Raw genomic sequence first — 17,938 nt, forward strand, 5'->3', positions numbered from 1 at the left:
AAGATTCATTCATTATAAGGATAGATTGCGATCTGTCCTCTTACATATAAAATTCGTCTAAAGGACAGGTCGCGACCTGTCCCTACATATTTCCAAATACCTTATTCGAATACCTCATTGCTTCATTCCATATTTCCATGTTTAAGGAAAGTTTTTCACCTTTTGCCTCTAGGAATGAAATAAGGCTCTCTGTTGCGATATTTCCTGTCAGCTCATGTTTTGCCATTGGGCATCCTCCGAATCCCCTGAGGGCGCTATCAAAGCGTCTGCAGCCGCTATTCCAGCTTGCTTCTATTTTTTCATGCCAGTTTGTAGGATTGCTGTGCAAGTGAACTCCGAATTCAATATCGGGAAAGCTATTTACGAGGTGGGGGAAGAGGTAATTGATTTTTTCAGGATTTGATACCCCCGTTGTGTCGGCAAGTGATAATATTTTGGCTCCACGCTTAGCAAGTTCGCCAGCCCAATGCTCAACAATTTCATGGCTCCATGCATCACCATAAGGATTTCCAAATCCCATAGATAGATAAATCACGGCCTCTTTATTTGATTTACTGCATTGGTTTATTAATTCTTCAACTCGTAGCAATGATTCATTAATACTTGAATTGGTGTTTCTTTGTTGAAATGTTTCAGAAATCGAAAATGGAAAGCCTAAATAGGTAATTTGAGGGTGTTTTATGGCATTTTCGATTCCCAGTTTATTTGCTACGATAGCTAATAATTTGGTACCATCGGGTTTTAGATCGAGCTTTTCAAGGACTTCAATCGTGTCTTTTAACTGTGGAATAGCTTTTGGTGATACAAAACTTCCAAAATCAATGGTGTCGAAGCCTACCTTGATTAAGAGATTGATATATTCTGCCTTTATTTCTGTAGGGACAAACTCATGCAAGCCTTGCATAGCATCTCTCGGGCATTCAATTAATTTTGTCATTCTTAGCTTTTTAACAATTGTTTTATTGCTCGTCACCTCTTATTTTAAATATCATGCCATTAAGGTTCTCGCTCATGCGGATCTGACATGCTAATCTACTATCAAAATTCGCATCTGGAAGTGTATCAAGCATATCCATCTCGTCATTTCCCGCTTCCGGAAGTTGTTCTAAGCCTTTCAGTACTTGTACATGGCAAGTTGCGCAAAGTGCCATTCCGCCGCAAGTTGCCAAAATAGTATATCCTGAGGCTTTTAAAACCTCCATCAGACTTAAACTTATCTCTTCAGGAATCTCAACATCCTGTTGCTCTCCAGTTCTATCTTCAATGGTTATATTGATCATTTTAAAATGAATTTACGCCGTAAACGGTAGTGTATTTAAAACTTAGTTTTTGATCAGGGTACACGTATTTGAAAGCACTCTGAACCATCAAAGCAGACTCATGAAAACCGCATAAAATCAGTTTTAGCTTGCCAGGATAGGTATTGATATCACCAATTGCATAGATTCGCTCTACATTTGTCGAGTAATCAAACGTATTAACTTCTATGGCTGATTTTTCGATATTTAATCCCCATTCGGCTATTGGACCTAATTTGGGACTTAAGCCAAAAAGCGGAATTAAATAATCGGCTTCAATTGTTTTTTCGACTTGGTCTCTACCAATATAATAAACTTCCTGAAGATGGTTATTTCCTGAAATACTTAATAGATTGGATTGTAGAATTAAATCGATTTTTCCGGTACTTGCCAATTCATGGACTTTCTCGGCCGAGTCGGGTGCTCCACGAAAAGTATCACCACGATGAATTAAGGTTACTTTTTCAGCGATATCGGCCAGAAAGATAGTCCAATCGAGCGCCGAATCGCCACCTCCAGCTAAAACCACTCTTTTATTCCGAAAATGCTCAGGATTTTTAACCATATATTCTACTCCTTTACCTTCAAAATCAAGAAGCCCCTTTATTTCTGGTTTACGTGGCTCAAAGCATCCTAATCCACCAGCAATTACAACAACTTGACAATGCACCTTGGTGCCATCATTAGTTTCTACAATAATTGAACCATCAGCTTGTTTCTCTAATTTTTCAACTCGTTCTCCTAAGGTAAATCCAGGATTAAATGGTGCAATTTGCTCCATTAATCTTTCAACAAGTTCTTGAGCCTTAATTTCAGGATATCCCGGTATGTCGTAAATGGGTTTTTGAGGGTATATTTCCGATAATTGGCCACCAACCTGCGGTAATGTATCTATCAGGTGGCATCTCATCTTGAGTAAACCTGCTTCAAATACAGCGAAGAGTCCGACTGGGCCAGATCCAATTATACAAAGGTCTGTTGATATCATTTTATTTATTTCTTGGTTTAGATTGATTATTCACTTTCATTATCCAGATTAGTATAAATGGTGTTGAGAATTCTTTTTAGATTTAAATAATCATCTTCAGACAGGTTTTCCCATGCCTTCATACGTATTTCAGACATTTTAGGACTCCATTCCACAACGCGATTCCTTCCTAAATTAGTAAGATGAATATGAAATGATCGTCTGTCAAATGGGTGTATTTTTCTCTCTGTAAGTCCCTTACGGCACAAAAGATCAATGATTCTCGTTAGTGTAGGGTGGTCCTTACCAGTTATTTCGGCTAGCTGACTCTGATTTAGGTCGTTTTCGTTGTTTAGGTTCTTTAAAATTAACCATTGATCAACTGTGATGTCGTAATTTTCTGCATTAAAACGACGCTGAGCATATTGTTTTACCTTTCTTGCTGTTCTATCCAGCAAATAAGAATAGGTGCTAAATTTTTCTGTTGCCATACTTATTGTTAGTACAACAAATATCTATATAAAATTGTTATAAAACAAAAAAGCATCCGTTTTGCGGATGCTTTTTTGTTTTAATGAAAATTGTAATTAAACTTTTTCCTTTTCTTTAATGAATTCAACAACAAATGGTGTTGCTACGAATAAAGATGAATAAGTTCCGAAGATAACACCGATTAGCATAGCGAAAGAGAAGCCTCTTAATATTTCACCACCAAAGATGAAGATGATAAGAAGTACCGCAATGGTACAGATACCGGTGATCACTGTTCTACTTAAAGTGCTGTTTAGTGCGTTATTAATAACAGATGGTAAATCTTCGTTTTTAGAGTGGTGCTGACCAATATATTCACGAACACGGTCAAATACAACTACCGTATCGTTGATTGAGTAACCCATTACTGTTAGAATCGCTGCAACAAAGGCTTGGTCGATATCTAAGGAGAATGGTAACCAACCATTGAATATGGTGAATATTGCAAGTAAAACAAGCACATCATGCACAAGTGCAAGAATTGCTGCAAAACCGAATGCCATTCTTTTAAATCGTACTAAAATATACAAGAAGATTACTAAGATTGAGAAAATTACTGCCCAAATAGCTGAAGTTTTGATGTCGTCAGCTATGGTAGGGGTTACTTTTTGTGAATCTTTGATCTCATAATTAGGACTGATTTTTTTCAAGCCAGAAGCTAATTTCTCACTTACTTGATCATTAGCCTGATCAGAATTATCGTTGATAAGATAAGCAGTAGTGATTTTAACTTGATTTGATGAACCAAATGTTTTCACCTCAACTGCAGTACCAAATTCATCAACTAAGATTGAACGAACGTTTTCAACCTCTACTGGTTTTTCGAAGGCTACAAAATAAGCTCTACCACCTTGGAAGTCAACACCTAAGCTAAATCCTTGCGTAAATGCAGAGATTATACCAGCAACTATAATGGCAGCAGATAAGAAATAGAAGCGCTTACGGCCAGTGATAAAATCGAATTTAGAATCTTTAAATAGATTTTGAGTCGCTTTGATTGAAAAGTGAATTGCTTTTTTACCATCTAATAACCACTCAAATACTAGGCGCGAGATGAATATAGCTGCAAATAATGAGGTAACGATACCTATCATTAATGTGGTAGCAAAACCTACTATCGGACCTTGACCAAATACATATAGAATAACTCCAGTTAAGAAAGTGGTAATATTTGAATCTAGGATTGAAGGCATTGCTTTTCTAAAACCTTCTGTTATGGCTAATCGTAAAGACTTTCCTTCACCAATTTCTTCTCGAATACGTTCATAAATTAGAACGTTGGCATCAACCGACATACCTAATGAAAGTACGATACCTGCAATACCTGGTAAAGTTAAAACAGCACCTAAAGAAGCAAGAACACCCATTAAGAAGAATAAGTTGACGATTAGGGCAACATTTGCAACCCAACCGGCAGTACTGTAATACATTCCCATGAAAATAAGAATGAAAATAATACCTGCTATGGTTGAAAGTAAACCAGCTGAGATTGATGCAGCTCCCAATGATGGACCTACTACATAATCACTTACTATTTTAGCTGGAGCTGGTAATCTACCTGCTTTTAATACGTTTGCAAGATCTTGAGTATCTTCAATTTTAAAATTACCGCTAATTGAAGAAATACCATTTGGAATTTCACCTTGAACAGTAGGAGCAGAGTAAACAAGGTTATCTAAAACAATGGCTACACTTCTTTTATTGTTTGGATTGGCAGACGCTGCCGCAGTAATTGTACGCCATGAACGTGCTCCATCAGCATTCATTACCATCACAACTTCAGGATTCCCACGTTGATCGTAGTCAGAACGTGCATCAGAAATTACATCGCCTTCTAATGCCGGACCGCCAGCTAAATTGCTTGTTTTTAATGCATAAAGTTCAAACACTTTACTTTCTTCAGAAATTGCTTTAACTCCCCAGTATAATTTTATGTTTTGTGGAATTACAGCTCTAACTGCAGTTGACGAAAAATAAGAATTAATTTTTGCAGTATCTTTTAAGGCTGCATACCCAACTACTGGGCCAGGCTGTAAATTAGTTTGACCATCTTGTCCTTGGAATGTTGCAGGATTTAACAAGGCAAACAAAGGATTTTGTTTAGCTTGCTCAGCTTGTAATTTGCTTTTAATTGCTGCGCTATCCGTTGCATTGCTGTCTTTTTTTCCTAATGCAGCAAGTTTACTCTTAGAAGTATCTTGAGCAGCAGTAGTTTTTGTTGTATCAGTACTTTTAACTGAACTCGCTAAAATGCTGTTTACATTTTGAAGTAAACCAAAAATCTCTGAATTATCATAAGTTTCCCAAAACTCAAGTTTTGCAGATCCTTGTAATAATTTACGAACACGATCAGGCTCATTAACACCAGGTAATTCGATTAAAATTCGATTAGTACCCTGTTGTTTCTGGATATTTGGAGATGTAACACCAAATTTATCGATACGTGTACGAAGAATATTGAATGATAGGTCAATCGCACCATCGGCAGCTTTTCTTAAGAAATCTAAAACAGCCTTATTGTCAGCATCAACTTTTAAAGTTGCTGAATTTTCTTTAGTTGCAAAAATAGTTGCAAGTCTTGAATTGGGACTAAGTTTTTCATATTCTCTACCAAAAGCTGAGATAAAATCTTTATCACCTTCAGCGGTTGCTTTTTCAGCATTTCTAATTGCTGCATTGAAATTTGCATCAGTGCTGTTATTGGCTAGGTTACGTACCATTTCACTTAATGAGATTTCCATGGTAACGTTCATACCGCCTTTTAAGTCGAGCCCTAGAGGAATTTCACGTTCTTTAGCGTATTGATATGTGATGTAATCTAAGCTACCAAACACCGGTACAGAGGCTACAGAATCAAGATAATTCTTTTCTTTTGTAACATCTCCTTTTGAAAACTCCTTGGCTTCTTTTTCAACTTTATTCGCTATCCATGTGAACGAAAGTGAATACAAACACGCGATTGTGAGCGCTATTGCTGCGAATTTTATTAATCCTTTACCTTGCATTTTATTTTAATTGTCTGTTAATGTTGATTTAAGCCTATTTTGGTTAAGACGCCAAAGCTAATTAAATTTTTGTTTTTTGGAATAGTTCTTTAGCAGAGAAATGAAAAGATATGTTAAATCTTGTCATATTTTTTGAAATTATAGTAATAAATATTCTTTTCATCTGGTTCATGGGGCTCATTTGAGCTTTCTTTCCATAGTTTTTTGTCTATTTCGGGAAAGAAGGTATCCGCAAAGAAATTATTTTGAATAACTGTTAAATAAAGTGTGTTAGCTATATCTAATGATTGTTCAAATATTTGAGCACCACCAATAATAAATATTTCTTGTTCATTTTTACACAATGAAATTGCATTTTGAAGTGAATCGCAGACCTCTACACCATTAATTTCAAGGTCTTCTTGGCGACTAATCACTATATTTCTTCTATTGGGAAGTGCTTTTCCAATAGAATCGAAAGTTTTTCTTCCCATTATTATAGGAAAGCCTGTAGTTATCTTCTTAAAATGCTGTAAATCGGCAGGTAGGTGCCAAGGCAATTGATTGTTTTTTCCAATCCCATTTTTTTCATCTACAGCTACAATTAGGCTTATTTTCATGTTTTAAATGGCTACAGCGCCTTTAATGTGTGGATGAGGATCATAATTTTCTAAACTGAAATCTTCAAATTTAAAATCGAAAATATTTTTTATATCTGGATTTAGTTTCATTTGTGGTAATGGACGGCAATCACGACTTAATTGAAGCTTTGTTTGCTCAAGATGATTATTATATAAGTGAGCATCTCCTAAGGTATGAATAAAATCGCCAACTTGAAGATTACAAACTTGGGCAACCATCATGTTAAGTAGGGCATAGGAAGCAATATTAAAAGGAACTCCTAAAAAGATATCTGCACTTCTTTGATAAAGTTGACAGCTTAATTTTCCCTCTGCCACATAAAACTGAAAAAAACTATGGCATGGAGGAAGTGCCATATTTTCAATCTCTGCCACATTCCATGCAGATACAATTAATCTTCTAGAGTCAGGATTCGATTTTATTTGATTAATAACCTGACTAATCTGATCGATATGGCCTCCATTTGGTGTTGGCCATGATCTCCATTGTGAACCATAAACCGGTCCTAGTTCTCCTTTTTCATCTGCCCATTCGTCCCAAATACTCACTCCATTCTCTTTGAGATAGGCGATATTAGTTTCTCCCTTTAAAAACCAGATTAATTCATGTATAATGGATCTAAGGTGAACTTTCTTTGTAGTTACCAATGGGAAGCCTTCTTGTAAATTAAAACGCATCTGATAACCAAAAACACTAATGGTGCCTGTGCCGGTACGATCATGTTTTTGAGTTCCATTTTGCAGAACATGCTGCATCAGATCAAGGTATTGTTTCATGTATGATGATAGATGTTAAATTCTTCTAATTATTTTCTTGCTAAAAATCAAATATCAGCAAATAAAATATTAATGTACTTTTGCAGGTCTAATTTTTTTTATAAAAGTAGCGATCTTTAGAATATGATTACCTTCCCAAATGCAAAAATAAACATTGGATTAAATATTCTCAGTAAAAGGGAAGATGGTTACCATAATTTAGAAACTATTTTCTATCCTATTGGTCTTAGGGATGGTCTAGAGGTTGTTGAGTCAGACAGTCTTTCTTTTTCTTCATCTGGTATAGAAATTCCCGGAAACGAAATGGATAATCTTTGCGTCAAGGCTTATCATCTTTTAGCTAATGATTATAAGCTTCCTCCTATTCATATTCATTTGCATAAGCATATTCCGATTGGTGCAGGATTAGGCGGTGGATCTTCAGATGCTTCATTTTTTATCAAATTAATGAACGAAAAATTTGAAATAGGTCTTGATTTTTCTAAAATGGAGGATTATGCCTCACAGCTGGGATCTGATTGTGCCTTCTTTATTCAAAATAAGCCTTCTATTGCCTTTGCTAAGGGCGATCAATTGCAAAATATAGCTTTAGATCTTAGTAAATACTTTTTGGTTTTAATAATGCCTCCAGTACATGTATCTACAGCAGAGGCTTATCGAGGAGTAATTCCTCATTCCGTTACAAATTCTTTAATTGAACTAATTAATTTACCAATTGAAGCATGGAAGGCGACTATTAAAAATGATTTTGAAACATCTGTTTTTGATCAATATCCTATTGTTGGTGAGATAAAATCAAAGCTTTATCAATCAGGTGCTTTATTCGCATCTATGAGTGGGAGTGGAGCTTCAGTTTTTGGAATATTTAGGGAAAAAGTTCAATTAACTGAGTTGGAAAAAGATAATCAAGTTTTTTACGGAGTGTGATAATCTTAATTTAATTAATCTACTAAATACACCCCTGTTTAATATTAATTTCCTAAAATTAAAAAGCCCCAGCTATTGCTGAGGCTTTAATTAATTTAATTGTATTTTATTGATCCCACCATAATTTAGTAGTTCTAGCTACACCAGCAGGAACATTAGTTCCATTTTTGCTGCGTTCACCTAAAGGATAATCTAATCTTCTAATAAATGAAGTAAGAACAGCATTTTGAGGCAAGGTGAAGTCTTTGTACTTGAAATCATATCTACGAGCATCATTAAATGCTTCTGGATTTAAGTAGGTGGATACGTACTTTTCCTTAAAAATAAGATCTTTTGTCAGGTTTGCTGCACCCACAGCAACTCTTGCATCAGCTAAGTACGCGTCGCGTTCGCTTGTTGGGACTTGTAACTTATCCATATTGGCACGAATACCTGCTAAATAAGCTGTATAAGCTCTTGATGGGTCTGTTGCCAATGCAGCTTCTGCCTCAATAAATTTAAGCTCGGCGAAGGTCATAATTAACAAAGGCGAAGTGTCGCTTGTCCATGGTGAATTAAACGAAATATAGTTCTCATCTTTAGTTGTGTTATTGAAAGATCCATTGATTCTGTTTCCAGCACCATTTACTGTTCCAATGTATAGTGGGTAAGTAGGATTTCCAGGAACAACGGTAACATCTGTGATTCTTTTGATTCTTGGATCAAAGAGTCCGTATGTTTTACCATTTAAATGATCAACAAACTGCTCGGATAGCCAGCCTCCTAGAGTTAAAGCTGCATTGTTTCTTGAAACAGTAGCCCAATTATTACGCAAAACAAAGGTTGCCATTCCAGCATCATCCGCATTTGAAGAATAAGAATTTCCAACAGCAGTTAATACAGAAGTAGCGTTAAAGGTTGATGTTTTACTTGTCTTAATTAGAAGTCTAGCTTTTAATCCATTTGCAGTTTTTAACCATCTTGAACGGTCGCCAGCATGAATAAGATCACTTGCAGCAGCTAATTTAATTGTTGCAGTAGTTTTGGATAGCTCTGTAATTGCTTCATCTAGAAGAGTTAATGAAGCTGTGTATAAAGCCTGATCGCTATCATATTTAGGCGTAAAATTATTTGGATTAAAAGCTTCAGAATATGGAGCTGCACCCCATAAATCATTAACCATCATTAGGTTATAAGCCATCAATACATTTGCAACACCTAAATATTCACTTGAGCCTTGTTTTACCGCTAGCTTCTTCAATTCGTTTACATCCGCCATAGCGAAATAAAGCGCATCCCACATACCGGTAAAATCAATTGTTTCATAAATGTCACTAGCCGATGAAGCAGTAGGATTTGCTGTATATTGAACATATGGTGCAACAGTACTTCCAACAGTAAAATTGTTTAAGCCAGCTTTAGCTGTTGAAGTTGATAATAGAGCGGGTAGAGTAGCTTCTGAAACCTGATTAGGATTAGTGCTTAGCTCATCAAAATATTCTTTACTGCATCCTTGAAAGGTTAATGCAGCTCCAATAATTAAGATTAGGGAGTTTTTATATATTTTATGCATCATCATAATCTTTAAAATCCAACATTAAGTGTAAATAAAAATGTTCTGGCAGCTGGGTATGTCATACCTGCAGCACCATCCACATTGCTACCGCTATCTGCAGATATTGACTCAGGATCAAGTCCGTAATAGTCAGTACGCAAGAATAGGTTATTGCCAGTAATTGAAATATTCGCATTACGAATAGTTTTCGTTGGCAACCATTTTGAAGGTAATGAATAAGAAATACTTGCAGAACGCAGGCGAATCCATGATGCATCTTGTACAAAAGGTTCAGAAAGTGATCTGTGGTATAGTCTGTAATATCCTTCCCCATAATTTACGCCATCCGGTCCTAAACCTTGATTTAACCAAACTGATTTAGTATTTTCTGTACCATCAGCTAGCTTACCAGGGAAGGTAAAGAATGACCTACGATTAGCTGTATAATCTGCAATCCCGAATGCGGAATTAAAGTTTTCTAATCTATTGAATTTCTCAAAGCCCCAGCGTGCATCAATTAATGTTGAAACAGTTAATCGCTTGTAGGTGAAATTATTTGTAAATCCACCAATCCAATCAGGCTGTGAATTTCCAAGCAATTTTTGTCTTGTTAATGAAGAAATTGGGAATCCATTAGCTCCAATCAATAATGGTAATGATTTATCTGTACGCATTGGATCTTCTACATTATTGCCTTGATAACGTAGGTAATATGAACCATAGATATTTCCGTATGGTTCTCCAGGAATAATTTTAAATGTAACCGGTGAATTGATGTAACCTCCGGTTGGAGCTCCATAAATTATTTCACTTAATCCCTCTTTAAGACTTATTACCTTGTTTCTGTTAGCAGAAAAATTAAGTGTTGCGTCCCAAGTAAAGTCTCTTGTTTTAATAGGTGTACCACCTAAAACAAGCTCAATACCTTTATTGCGAATTGTACCTGCATTGATAGAAGCAGTCACATAGCCAGTTGTTGAAGAAACTTGTGCTCTAGTAATTTGATCCTTACTTAATGAGTAATAATACGTAAGGTCAAAATTTAAACGATTTTTCAGGAATGACATTTCTAGACCCGCTTCATAGGTGTCTGTAAATTCAGGTCTTAAGTTCAAATCCCCTAAATTAGAAGAGATAGTTAATCCTGTTACTCCAGTAGGTAACCCACTATAATTAGAGAAGCCAGTAGATGTCGAATATGGAGATGCATCTTTACCAATTTGAGCATAAGATAATCTCAATTTACTTTGGCCGATAAAGGCTGGTAGTTTAAGATTGTCTGAGAAAACATAACTCAAACTCGCTGATGGATAAAAGAATGATCTATTAGCTGCCGAAAGTGTAGATGTTACATCATTACGACCAGTTACTGTCAAGAATAAGTAGTTTTTATAATCAAAAGTAGCCTCACCAAAGAAACCATTAGAGCGGTATTCATTCATGCCTTGTGAAACAGCTAGTGTTTTTGCATTGACTAACCTGAAATCATTATAAATACTTAAAACGCTACCTAATACACCATTGTCTTTAGTACTTCTATCATAAACTTCGTATCCTAAACGGAGTGTTCCATTTATATTTTTTGTGATTTGTTTTGTAGCGGTTGCCAATAATGTAGAGTTAATTGCTCTATAAGTAGTTAGATACTCGCCAACAAAACCATCAGCATTGTCATAAACAGCTTCACCTGGTATTCCTCTTCTACCAGGAGCAGTACGTTTACGATTATCCGTATAAGTATCAACACCAACACGATAGTTGAAATTCAACCAGCTTGTAGGAGAATAACCTACATTTGCACCAGCTATATAACGATTAACATTGTCTCTCAATCTATTTGTTGCAGCTCCAAAAATCGGATTGTTAGTTCCTCTCCACTTTTGTGTTCCATCTTCGTTGATATAATCTCTTACATCCCAACGTCCAGAATAATAGGTTAAACTTTCTCCATAACGATCTGCATCAAAACGATAACCGCCAGAATTATTGAAACCCATATTTACTCCTGCAGTAATTTTTGGACTAATCTTAATGTCGGTATTTAATCTTGCTGATAGGTTCTGGTAATCAGTAAATGGTAACATTCCATCGTGATTGAACTGAGATACTGATGAAAAGAATTTAATAGCTTCTGAGCCACCAGTAACTGAAACTGTATTTCGTAGCTGACTACCAGTATCAAATGCATTTTTGTAATTCTCGAAAAGCTGATCTGGATGAGTTGGGTCAATTGCTTTAGCTTCAGCGATTGTTGGCCCCCAAGCCGGACCTAGTCCGATTGGTTGATAAACCCCAAGAATACCCGCAGTATATTCTGTTTGTACAGCTGGAGTTTTATTTACATTTTCAAAACCATATGTGCTTGTAAAGTTGGTTCTAATTCCGGTGCCTTTTCCTTTTTTAGTTGTAATTATTACAACACCATTTGAACCTCTTAATCCATATAAGGCCGTTGCAGCACCACCTTTTAAAATATTGATAGTTTCAATATCATCTGGGTTAATATCCGATGCTCTGTTTCCCACTGAACGAACATTGGCTCCTGCTCCAGATCCTTGGGTTGAGGTTGAATTGTCAATTTGAATTCCATCAATCACATACAATGGATCATTTGAAGCAGATGCATCTATGGAATTAATACCTCTAATACGAATATTAGCACCTTGTCCAGGGCCACCACCAACACTAGAAATAGTTGCACCGGCAACTTTACCTTGTAGTGCATTCAAAATATTAGGTTGTCTATTAATGTTCAGATCCTCAGATTTTACACCTTGAGCGGCATATCCTAATGATTTTTGTTGACGTGAAATACCTAAACCAGTAGTTACAACCACTTCTTCGAGTTGCTTACTGTCATTATTCATTTTTACATTAATAGTACTTTGCGTTCCAACACGGATTTCTTGTACAGAAAAACCGATGAATGCAAAAACGAGGGTCGCGTCATTGTTTGGGACCTGAATGCGGTAATTTCCATTTGGGTCAGTTGTGGCCCCGGTACTTGTACCTTTTACCCGAATGCTTACTCCAGGAAGGGTGGTTCCATCTTCAGCAGCGGTAACCGTGCCTTTTATTTCTCTAACCTGTGCGCTAACACTGATAGTCAGAAATAATAAAATAGGCAGAAAAAAAAGTCTGGTTTTTTTCATAAAAATAATTTTTGATAAATAATAGTGGAAATTAGAAAAAATAATAGACAAAAAAGAAAATTCATTACATTTTCATCACACAGATATAAGAATTATTGTTCGAGATAACTATATGGATTATAATGGAATAAAATTTAAATCATTGAAAATATAGGGCAGGAACGTGCTCGCTATTTAATATACTCACGATCTTCATCGCTTAACCTACTGCTTTCTTTGTTGTCATTAGGATTAGTAAACTCATCTTCATTATCCTCCAAATCTTCATGTCTATTCGGTTTTTTACGTGGCCTGCCAGCAATATATCCCACAATTGCTCCAAGTCCGAACATGAACCCTAAAACTGCTAATTTTGGAATCTTAGCATTTCCAAAAATCCAAAATTGAATTTCATCGGTATTGTTCATTAATATGACAGTAACCAATACAGAAACGATAATAATAAAAATTGTTTTGAATGACATGTGATCTATTTTGTAAACTCGAATATCGGATTTTGCTCGAATAATTTGCTAATAATTATTTTTTTTGCTATATTATTGTTGTAAAAATATTTGCGCCTGATAAACACTAATTAATATTATAGGTAAATCCCAACTCAAAAATCGGCTTTTTTCTACTGGTTTCATTTGAGAATATTATTTTCCCGGCAAGTTCAAAATCTGGAAGATAAAAGCGCATTAAGTTCATATCAGCACTCAATTCAAATCCGTAGCTACGTGCATAAAATTTTGATTTCTTTCCAATATTCTCAAAATCTGTAAAAAGTCCTCCCTTAACTCTTTTAATATAGGCTATCGGACCAATTTCAGCATCTGGGTAAAATAAGGGAAGCTTATAATCTAATAAAAGTGTATTTCTTAATTTAGTGCTCGTATTTAAGTTATTATAGCCACTAATTCGTGGAATTTCGATGTTGAAAGCATATGCTCCATCGCTATTTTGATAATTAAAGCTAGCTTGAAAGGAATGATTTTGTAAAATCCCCGGACTATAAAACATAGTTCTTAATGCAATTAGGCGTCCACTCAGCTGCGATTCAAATGGTAAATGAAAATAAGATAGAATTAAGTTTTGTCCCCATTTTGGTGCAATATCCCTCGAACTTCGCTGCGTGTTACTCCTGAAATATGCTGTATATTTTATTGGAAATCTAAGCTCATCAATGAAATTCCCTGGTTTATTCTGTATTTCATAACGTGAAGTATAACTAGTTGAACTTAAAATACCTAAATTATAGGTTTTGTTCAGCCTATTGAAAGTGAAAGGTATATTCATTTCCATTTCAACAAAGTTTTCACGCCAATTAATTGGAATTATATTATTGTTTTGTCTAAAACTAGCTAATTGAGCACGATTAATGTATTTTAAATTAAATATAGGATAGAACCGTTTATAGCTAATTTCTGCCAAATACTCATGTCTTCGCAAGCTTGAATTATATTGATAGCCTGTGTGAAAATCAAAAGTGTTTAGTTTGTTATTCGATTTTAATTTGAAACCAATTTTTTGGTCATTAGTGCTATTGCCTTCTTCAAAAATGGGTGATAGGCTATGGAAATAAAAGAGATTACTAGTTTCCTGAAATTTTTTGCTTTCATATTTTAATTCAGGAATACTGTCTAATAACGAGGAATTGGATTCTTGTAAGATTATTGGTGCAGCGTAATCTATGAAGGTATTCTTAGTCGCAAAATCGATTTTATGACTAATTTCAAACGGAATCGATGTGATATCGTAGCCTAATGCTTCATAATTACTGAATAGTATGCTATTGCTGTTGGTATGATAGGAGGGACTAGAAGAACCATATTTTGCATTGCTCAATGCTGTGATTTTGTTTGTGCTGGGTTCTAAACTGTAAATATTGTTTATTCCGTTGTAGTGGGCTCGAAAAAGTATGATGCTGTTGGCGTATATTGGTCTACTAATTTGTTGTTTGTCGAGTGCTAACAAATATTTGCGAATTCCCGTGGTTAAATCAAATTCTAAAAGCGAGGATCCTTCTTTGCTGCTCACGCTGCATACAATTCTATTGCCATCTTTGCTATAGGAGGGCATTTGGAGCGCTTGTTTGGTATTTGGCATGTGCTCATTGATAATTTCACCCGACTCGGAATCTAATTCAACCAGGAGGCTCTTATTGTCTTCTTTGATCATTACAGCTACCACTCTAGTTCCATCCGCCGAAAGTGCAGGAGAAAAGAGCCTACTTCTATGAGTTATTTGTTTATATGCTCCGCTTTTTAAGTCTAGAATATTTATCACATTGTAAGTCCGTTTAAAAAATCTTTTGTCGAATCTTATTTCATCCCAAACAATTTTGCCTGCTGCATAATTAAAATTTGGTTCAGTTTGAAAACCGATTCTTTTGATTGTTTTTTCATTACCCTTTTCGTCTATTAAAATTATGCTCGGGGTTTCTGTAAGACTTTGCTTTAAAGCAATAATTTCTCTGTCAGATATTCGGACAGGGAAGAGGTAGTCGCTAGGTAATGAATCTTTTCTTTTATTTAAAATTGGGTAGGACTTAGCGTTAATTTCACTTTCTTGTTTCTTCCATAAATTTTCAATTTCACTTATTGTTGAGTCATGGAGTGTTTTGCTATTCATTCCTGTAAATTTCTTGATTGAATTACTTAGGTTATAAGGACGCAAAGGACTTCTCGAAATTCGTGTTAAAATACTATCCATAATTCCTTCACCATAATCTCTTCGAAGTTTGCTAGTCATGAAATAGCCCAATTGATAATAGCCAGGTGTTCTGTCTTTGAAGGATCCAAAATAGTTTTTAGAGTAGGAGTATTTTTTTGAGCTTAGTGTATTTGTCTTTAAAAACAATTCCCATTCTGGAAGTCGCCCGCGGCCTGCATGGCTAAGTGCAGTTTCAATACCAACAGCATCACCCTCATAGAACCAGGGAGGGAGGGAGATGCCAAAAATTGCGAGAGCTAACTCTTCAAAAAATGGAGCTTTAAGATTTGGGTTAAGCTTATCAAATTGTACCACATGGCGGAGCTCGTGAATAGCTAAGCTATTGAGCCAATCTTGGAAGTCGATGTTTTGAGGCGAGGTAGTAAAAAACTCAGATCGGCGTGGCGCAAGCTGAACGAAGCCATTAGAAATAAGCGATTGGTTTTGCAAAATGATGGAGATTTTTCTTGGCTTAGTATTTAATGATTTACTAACGGCACCTACAACATGCTCCAAAGTATTTGCCATTCTTTGAGCTTCTATCTCGAGTTCGGTAGGGTAGATGATTTGAAAATTGGTGCTGTTAATTTGTAACCATTTTATGCTCGGTGGGTTCTGTTCTGCACTAAATATTTGTGAAAAAACATCTGTTGAATATGTACTTGATATAAATATACATAAAGTACTGATAAATAGATATTTAAGTTTATATAATTTCATGATTAAATCAATTTGCTAAATATTTTAGTCCGATGTCGTATTTTGACAATTCTTTATATTAATTATGATTTCAAATAAAATTCATAAATAACTGATTATTAATAAATTATGTTTTATAAATTCAAGGTTTAATTTATATACAAAAATGATTTTTTCTTAAAAAAAGAGGCTTTTTTGAGAAAATTTGAATGTTGAAATATAGCAAAATTTTAAGGACATTATTTCAATTAAATTGAATGATATTTTTTAAGATATGAAAATTTAGGTGCAGATTGTTGAGAGTATTTTGTAGTAAAAACTCCGCTCCTATTTTATAAATTTTGATTAAATATATTTTGAAATATTCAGATTAAATTAGAACCTTATTTATAAATTATCTTTCGAATTCTGAGTTTCAATGTTCCATTTTCTCAAGGTCTTTGAATACAGCGCCTTTTAATTTTTACAGAATGTAACTAACCATAAAATGGATTGTTTTTTCTCTGGTGAGTAATGATGAAAAACGAGGTCTTAAATGGCTTTATAATTGTTTAAAATAGGATGATAAATGAGATTATTTTCGACTCGTTTATATATATATGATGCAGATTTGATTTGAAATTTTTTCAAATTATTGCATTTTTCCTAATCCTATTTGTGAGGGTACTTAGTGTTTTTTTTTGATTGTTTTATTTTCCAGATTTTGTTAAAATCTTTCTAGTATTTATATTTTTTATATAGGGAAATAAAAAGATGGTACCTAAAATTAAGAGAGCTCCAACATAAAATCCTAGTGTCATTTGCTCCTTTTTCCCGAAGAAAAGAAACGCTAAAATGATGCCATAAATGGGCTCAAGATTGGTTATAAGCGCCACTTTAAATGCTGATAATTCTTTCATAACTGCAACGCCAGAAACGTATGCAACAGAGGTACAAACCGTTCCCAAGACAAATAAAAATGCAAAATCTGTTGGATTGAGGCTCACAGGAGCCTTCAGTCCTTCTGTAATTAATAAATAGATAGAAACCCACACCCAAGCTCCAATAAGCTCATAGAAGCTTATAATGGCTGCTGGGCGATTTTGTATTTGTTTTGAATTTATAATGGAGAAAATACTGGCAAAAAAAGCACTTAATAAACCGCAAATTATTCCGAATGTGTATTTAGATTCAAACTTAAAAATCATATAAATTCCGAAAATTATAAATAATCCGGTTAAGATTTCAAGCTTCGAAATCTTTTGTTTTTTTAAGATTGGTTCTAATATTGCCGTGAATAATGTTAGTGATGATAGGCTCACTAAGGCCACCGAAACGGTTGAAGACTTAATTGATTGAAAGAATAAAATCCAATGTAAAGCAACGATTGCACCAGTAAAAAAAAGCTTTAAAAAGGTTTCTTTTGAAACCTTAATAGGGGTCTTTTTATATAGAAAATAGGCATATAAACTTACAAAAGCTATCAATACCCGATACCAAACAAGGTAGGTAGCATCAATAGAAATAACAGCTCCTAGGATACCTGTAAATCCCCAAATAAATACGGTTATGTGTAATATAATGAGGTTACGGCTAATCGGAGTTTTTGAAGATGGCATATTGTATTATTTTGGAGCTTTTATTAATAAATATACGCCTAGCATCCCAAAAATTACATTGGGAATAAATACTGCAATTAGCGGCGGTAATTCCCCTTTCAAAGCAAACATAGTGGCAAATTGTATAAATATAATG

At 34.9% G+C, this 17,938-nt stretch carries 13 protein-coding genes; 1 reads left to right on the top strand and 12 read right to left on the bottom strand.

The annotated features are described in order from the left end of the window. Positions 1 to 82 precede the first annotated feature (82 nt). The 7 genes from ACIQ0D_RS06120 to ACIQ0D_RS06150 form a co-directional block, all read right to left on the bottom strand. The gene (locus ACIQ0D_RS06120; protein WP_395803778.1) at positions 83 to 937 is read right to left on the bottom strand and encodes a hydroxymethylglutaryl-CoA lyase; all 855 of its coding nucleotides are present in this window, start codon (positions 935 to 937) and stop codon (positions 83 to 85) included. A gap of 22 nt (positions 938 to 959) precedes the next feature. Next, positions 960 to 1,280 (bottom strand): 2Fe-2S iron-sulfur cluster-binding protein, encoded by a 321-nt coding sequence (locus ACIQ0D_RS06125; RefSeq protein WP_395803780.1) that lies wholly within the window; start codon positions 1,278 to 1,280, stop codon positions 960 to 962. Between the two features lies 1 nt (position 1,281). Next, a complete protein-coding gene (locus ACIQ0D_RS06130; protein WP_395803782.1) occupies positions 1,282 to 2,286 on the bottom strand; it encodes an NAD(P)/FAD-dependent oxidoreductase in 1,005 nt (334 codons plus the stop codon). A 26-nt stretch (positions 2,287 to 2,312) separates the two neighbouring features. Continuing rightward, entirely contained in the window at positions 2,313 to 2,756 is a 444-nt protein-coding gene (locus ACIQ0D_RS06135) for a MarR family winged helix-turn-helix transcriptional regulator (protein WP_395803784.1), read from the bottom strand. A gap of 96 nt (positions 2,757 to 2,852) precedes the next feature. Beyond that, on the bottom strand, positions 2,853 to 5,801 hold the full coding sequence (gene secDF / locus ACIQ0D_RS06140) for a protein translocase subunit SecDF (protein ID WP_395803786.1): 2,949 nt from the start codon (positions 5,799 to 5,801) through the stop codon (positions 2,853 to 2,855). A gap of 113 nt (positions 5,802 to 5,914) precedes the next feature. Beyond that, a complete protein-coding gene (locus ACIQ0D_RS06145; protein ID WP_395803788.1) occupies positions 5,915 to 6,400 on the bottom strand; it encodes a dihydrofolate reductase in 486 nt (161 codons plus the stop codon). A gap of 3 nt (positions 6,401 to 6,403) precedes the next feature. Further along, the gene (locus ACIQ0D_RS06150) at positions 6,404 to 7,198 is read right to left on the bottom strand and encodes a thymidylate synthase (RefSeq protein WP_395803790.1); all 795 of its coding nucleotides are present in this window, start codon (positions 7,196 to 7,198) and stop codon (positions 6,404 to 6,406) included. Between the two features lie 123 nt (positions 7,199 to 7,321). On the opposite strand from ACIQ0D_RS06150, the gene ispE reads away from it, so the two are divergent. Then, the gene (ispE, locus tag ACIQ0D_RS06155) at positions 7,322 to 8,125 is read left to right on the top strand and encodes a 4-(cytidine 5'-diphospho)-2-C-methyl-D-erythritol kinase (RefSeq protein WP_395803792.1); all 804 of its coding nucleotides are present in this window, start codon (positions 7,322 to 7,324) and stop codon (positions 8,123 to 8,125) included. Positions 8,126 to 8,231: 106 nt separating this feature from the next. On the opposite strand, the gene ACIQ0D_RS06160 is transcribed toward ispE, so the two are convergent. From ACIQ0D_RS06160 to ACIQ0D_RS06180, 5 genes are all read right to left on the bottom strand, one after another. Further along, the gene (locus tag ACIQ0D_RS06160; protein ID WP_395803794.1) at positions 8,232 to 9,683 is read right to left on the bottom strand and encodes a SusD/RagB family nutrient-binding outer membrane lipoprotein; all 1,452 of its coding nucleotides are present in this window, start codon (positions 9,681 to 9,683) and stop codon (positions 8,232 to 8,234) included. Between the two features lie 5 nt (positions 9,684 to 9,688). Continuing rightward, positions 9,689 to 12,811 (bottom strand): SusC/RagA family TonB-linked outer membrane protein, encoded by a 3,123-nt coding sequence (locus ACIQ0D_RS06165; RefSeq protein WP_395803796.1) that lies wholly within the window; start codon positions 12,809 to 12,811, stop codon positions 9,689 to 9,691. Between the two features lie 170 nt (positions 12,812 to 12,981). Beyond that, positions 12,982 to 13,275 carry a hypothetical protein gene (locus ACIQ0D_RS06170; RefSeq protein WP_395803798.1) on the bottom strand — a complete coding sequence of 98 codons (294 nt, stop codon included), beginning with the start codon at positions 13,273 to 13,275 and terminating at the stop codon, positions 12,982 to 12,984. Positions 13,276 to 13,381: 106 nt separating this feature from the next. Beyond that, positions 13,382 to 16,225 carry a TolB family protein gene (locus ACIQ0D_RS06175; RefSeq protein WP_395803800.1) on the bottom strand — a complete coding sequence of 948 codons (2,844 nt, stop codon included), beginning with the start codon at positions 16,223 to 16,225 and terminating at the stop codon, positions 13,382 to 13,384. Positions 16,226 to 16,893: 668 nt separating this feature from the next. Beyond that, positions 16,894 to 17,802, bottom strand: a complete 909-nt coding sequence (locus ACIQ0D_RS06180) for a DMT family transporter (RefSeq protein WP_395803802.1) — start codon at positions 17,800 to 17,802, stop codon at positions 16,894 to 16,896. Positions 17,803 to 17,938 lie beyond the last annotated feature (136 nt).

This window comes from Daejeonella sp. (assembly GCF_044342615.1).
Taxonomy (GTDB): domain Bacteria; phylum Bacteroidota; class Bacteroidia; order Sphingobacteriales; family Sphingobacteriaceae; genus Daejeonella.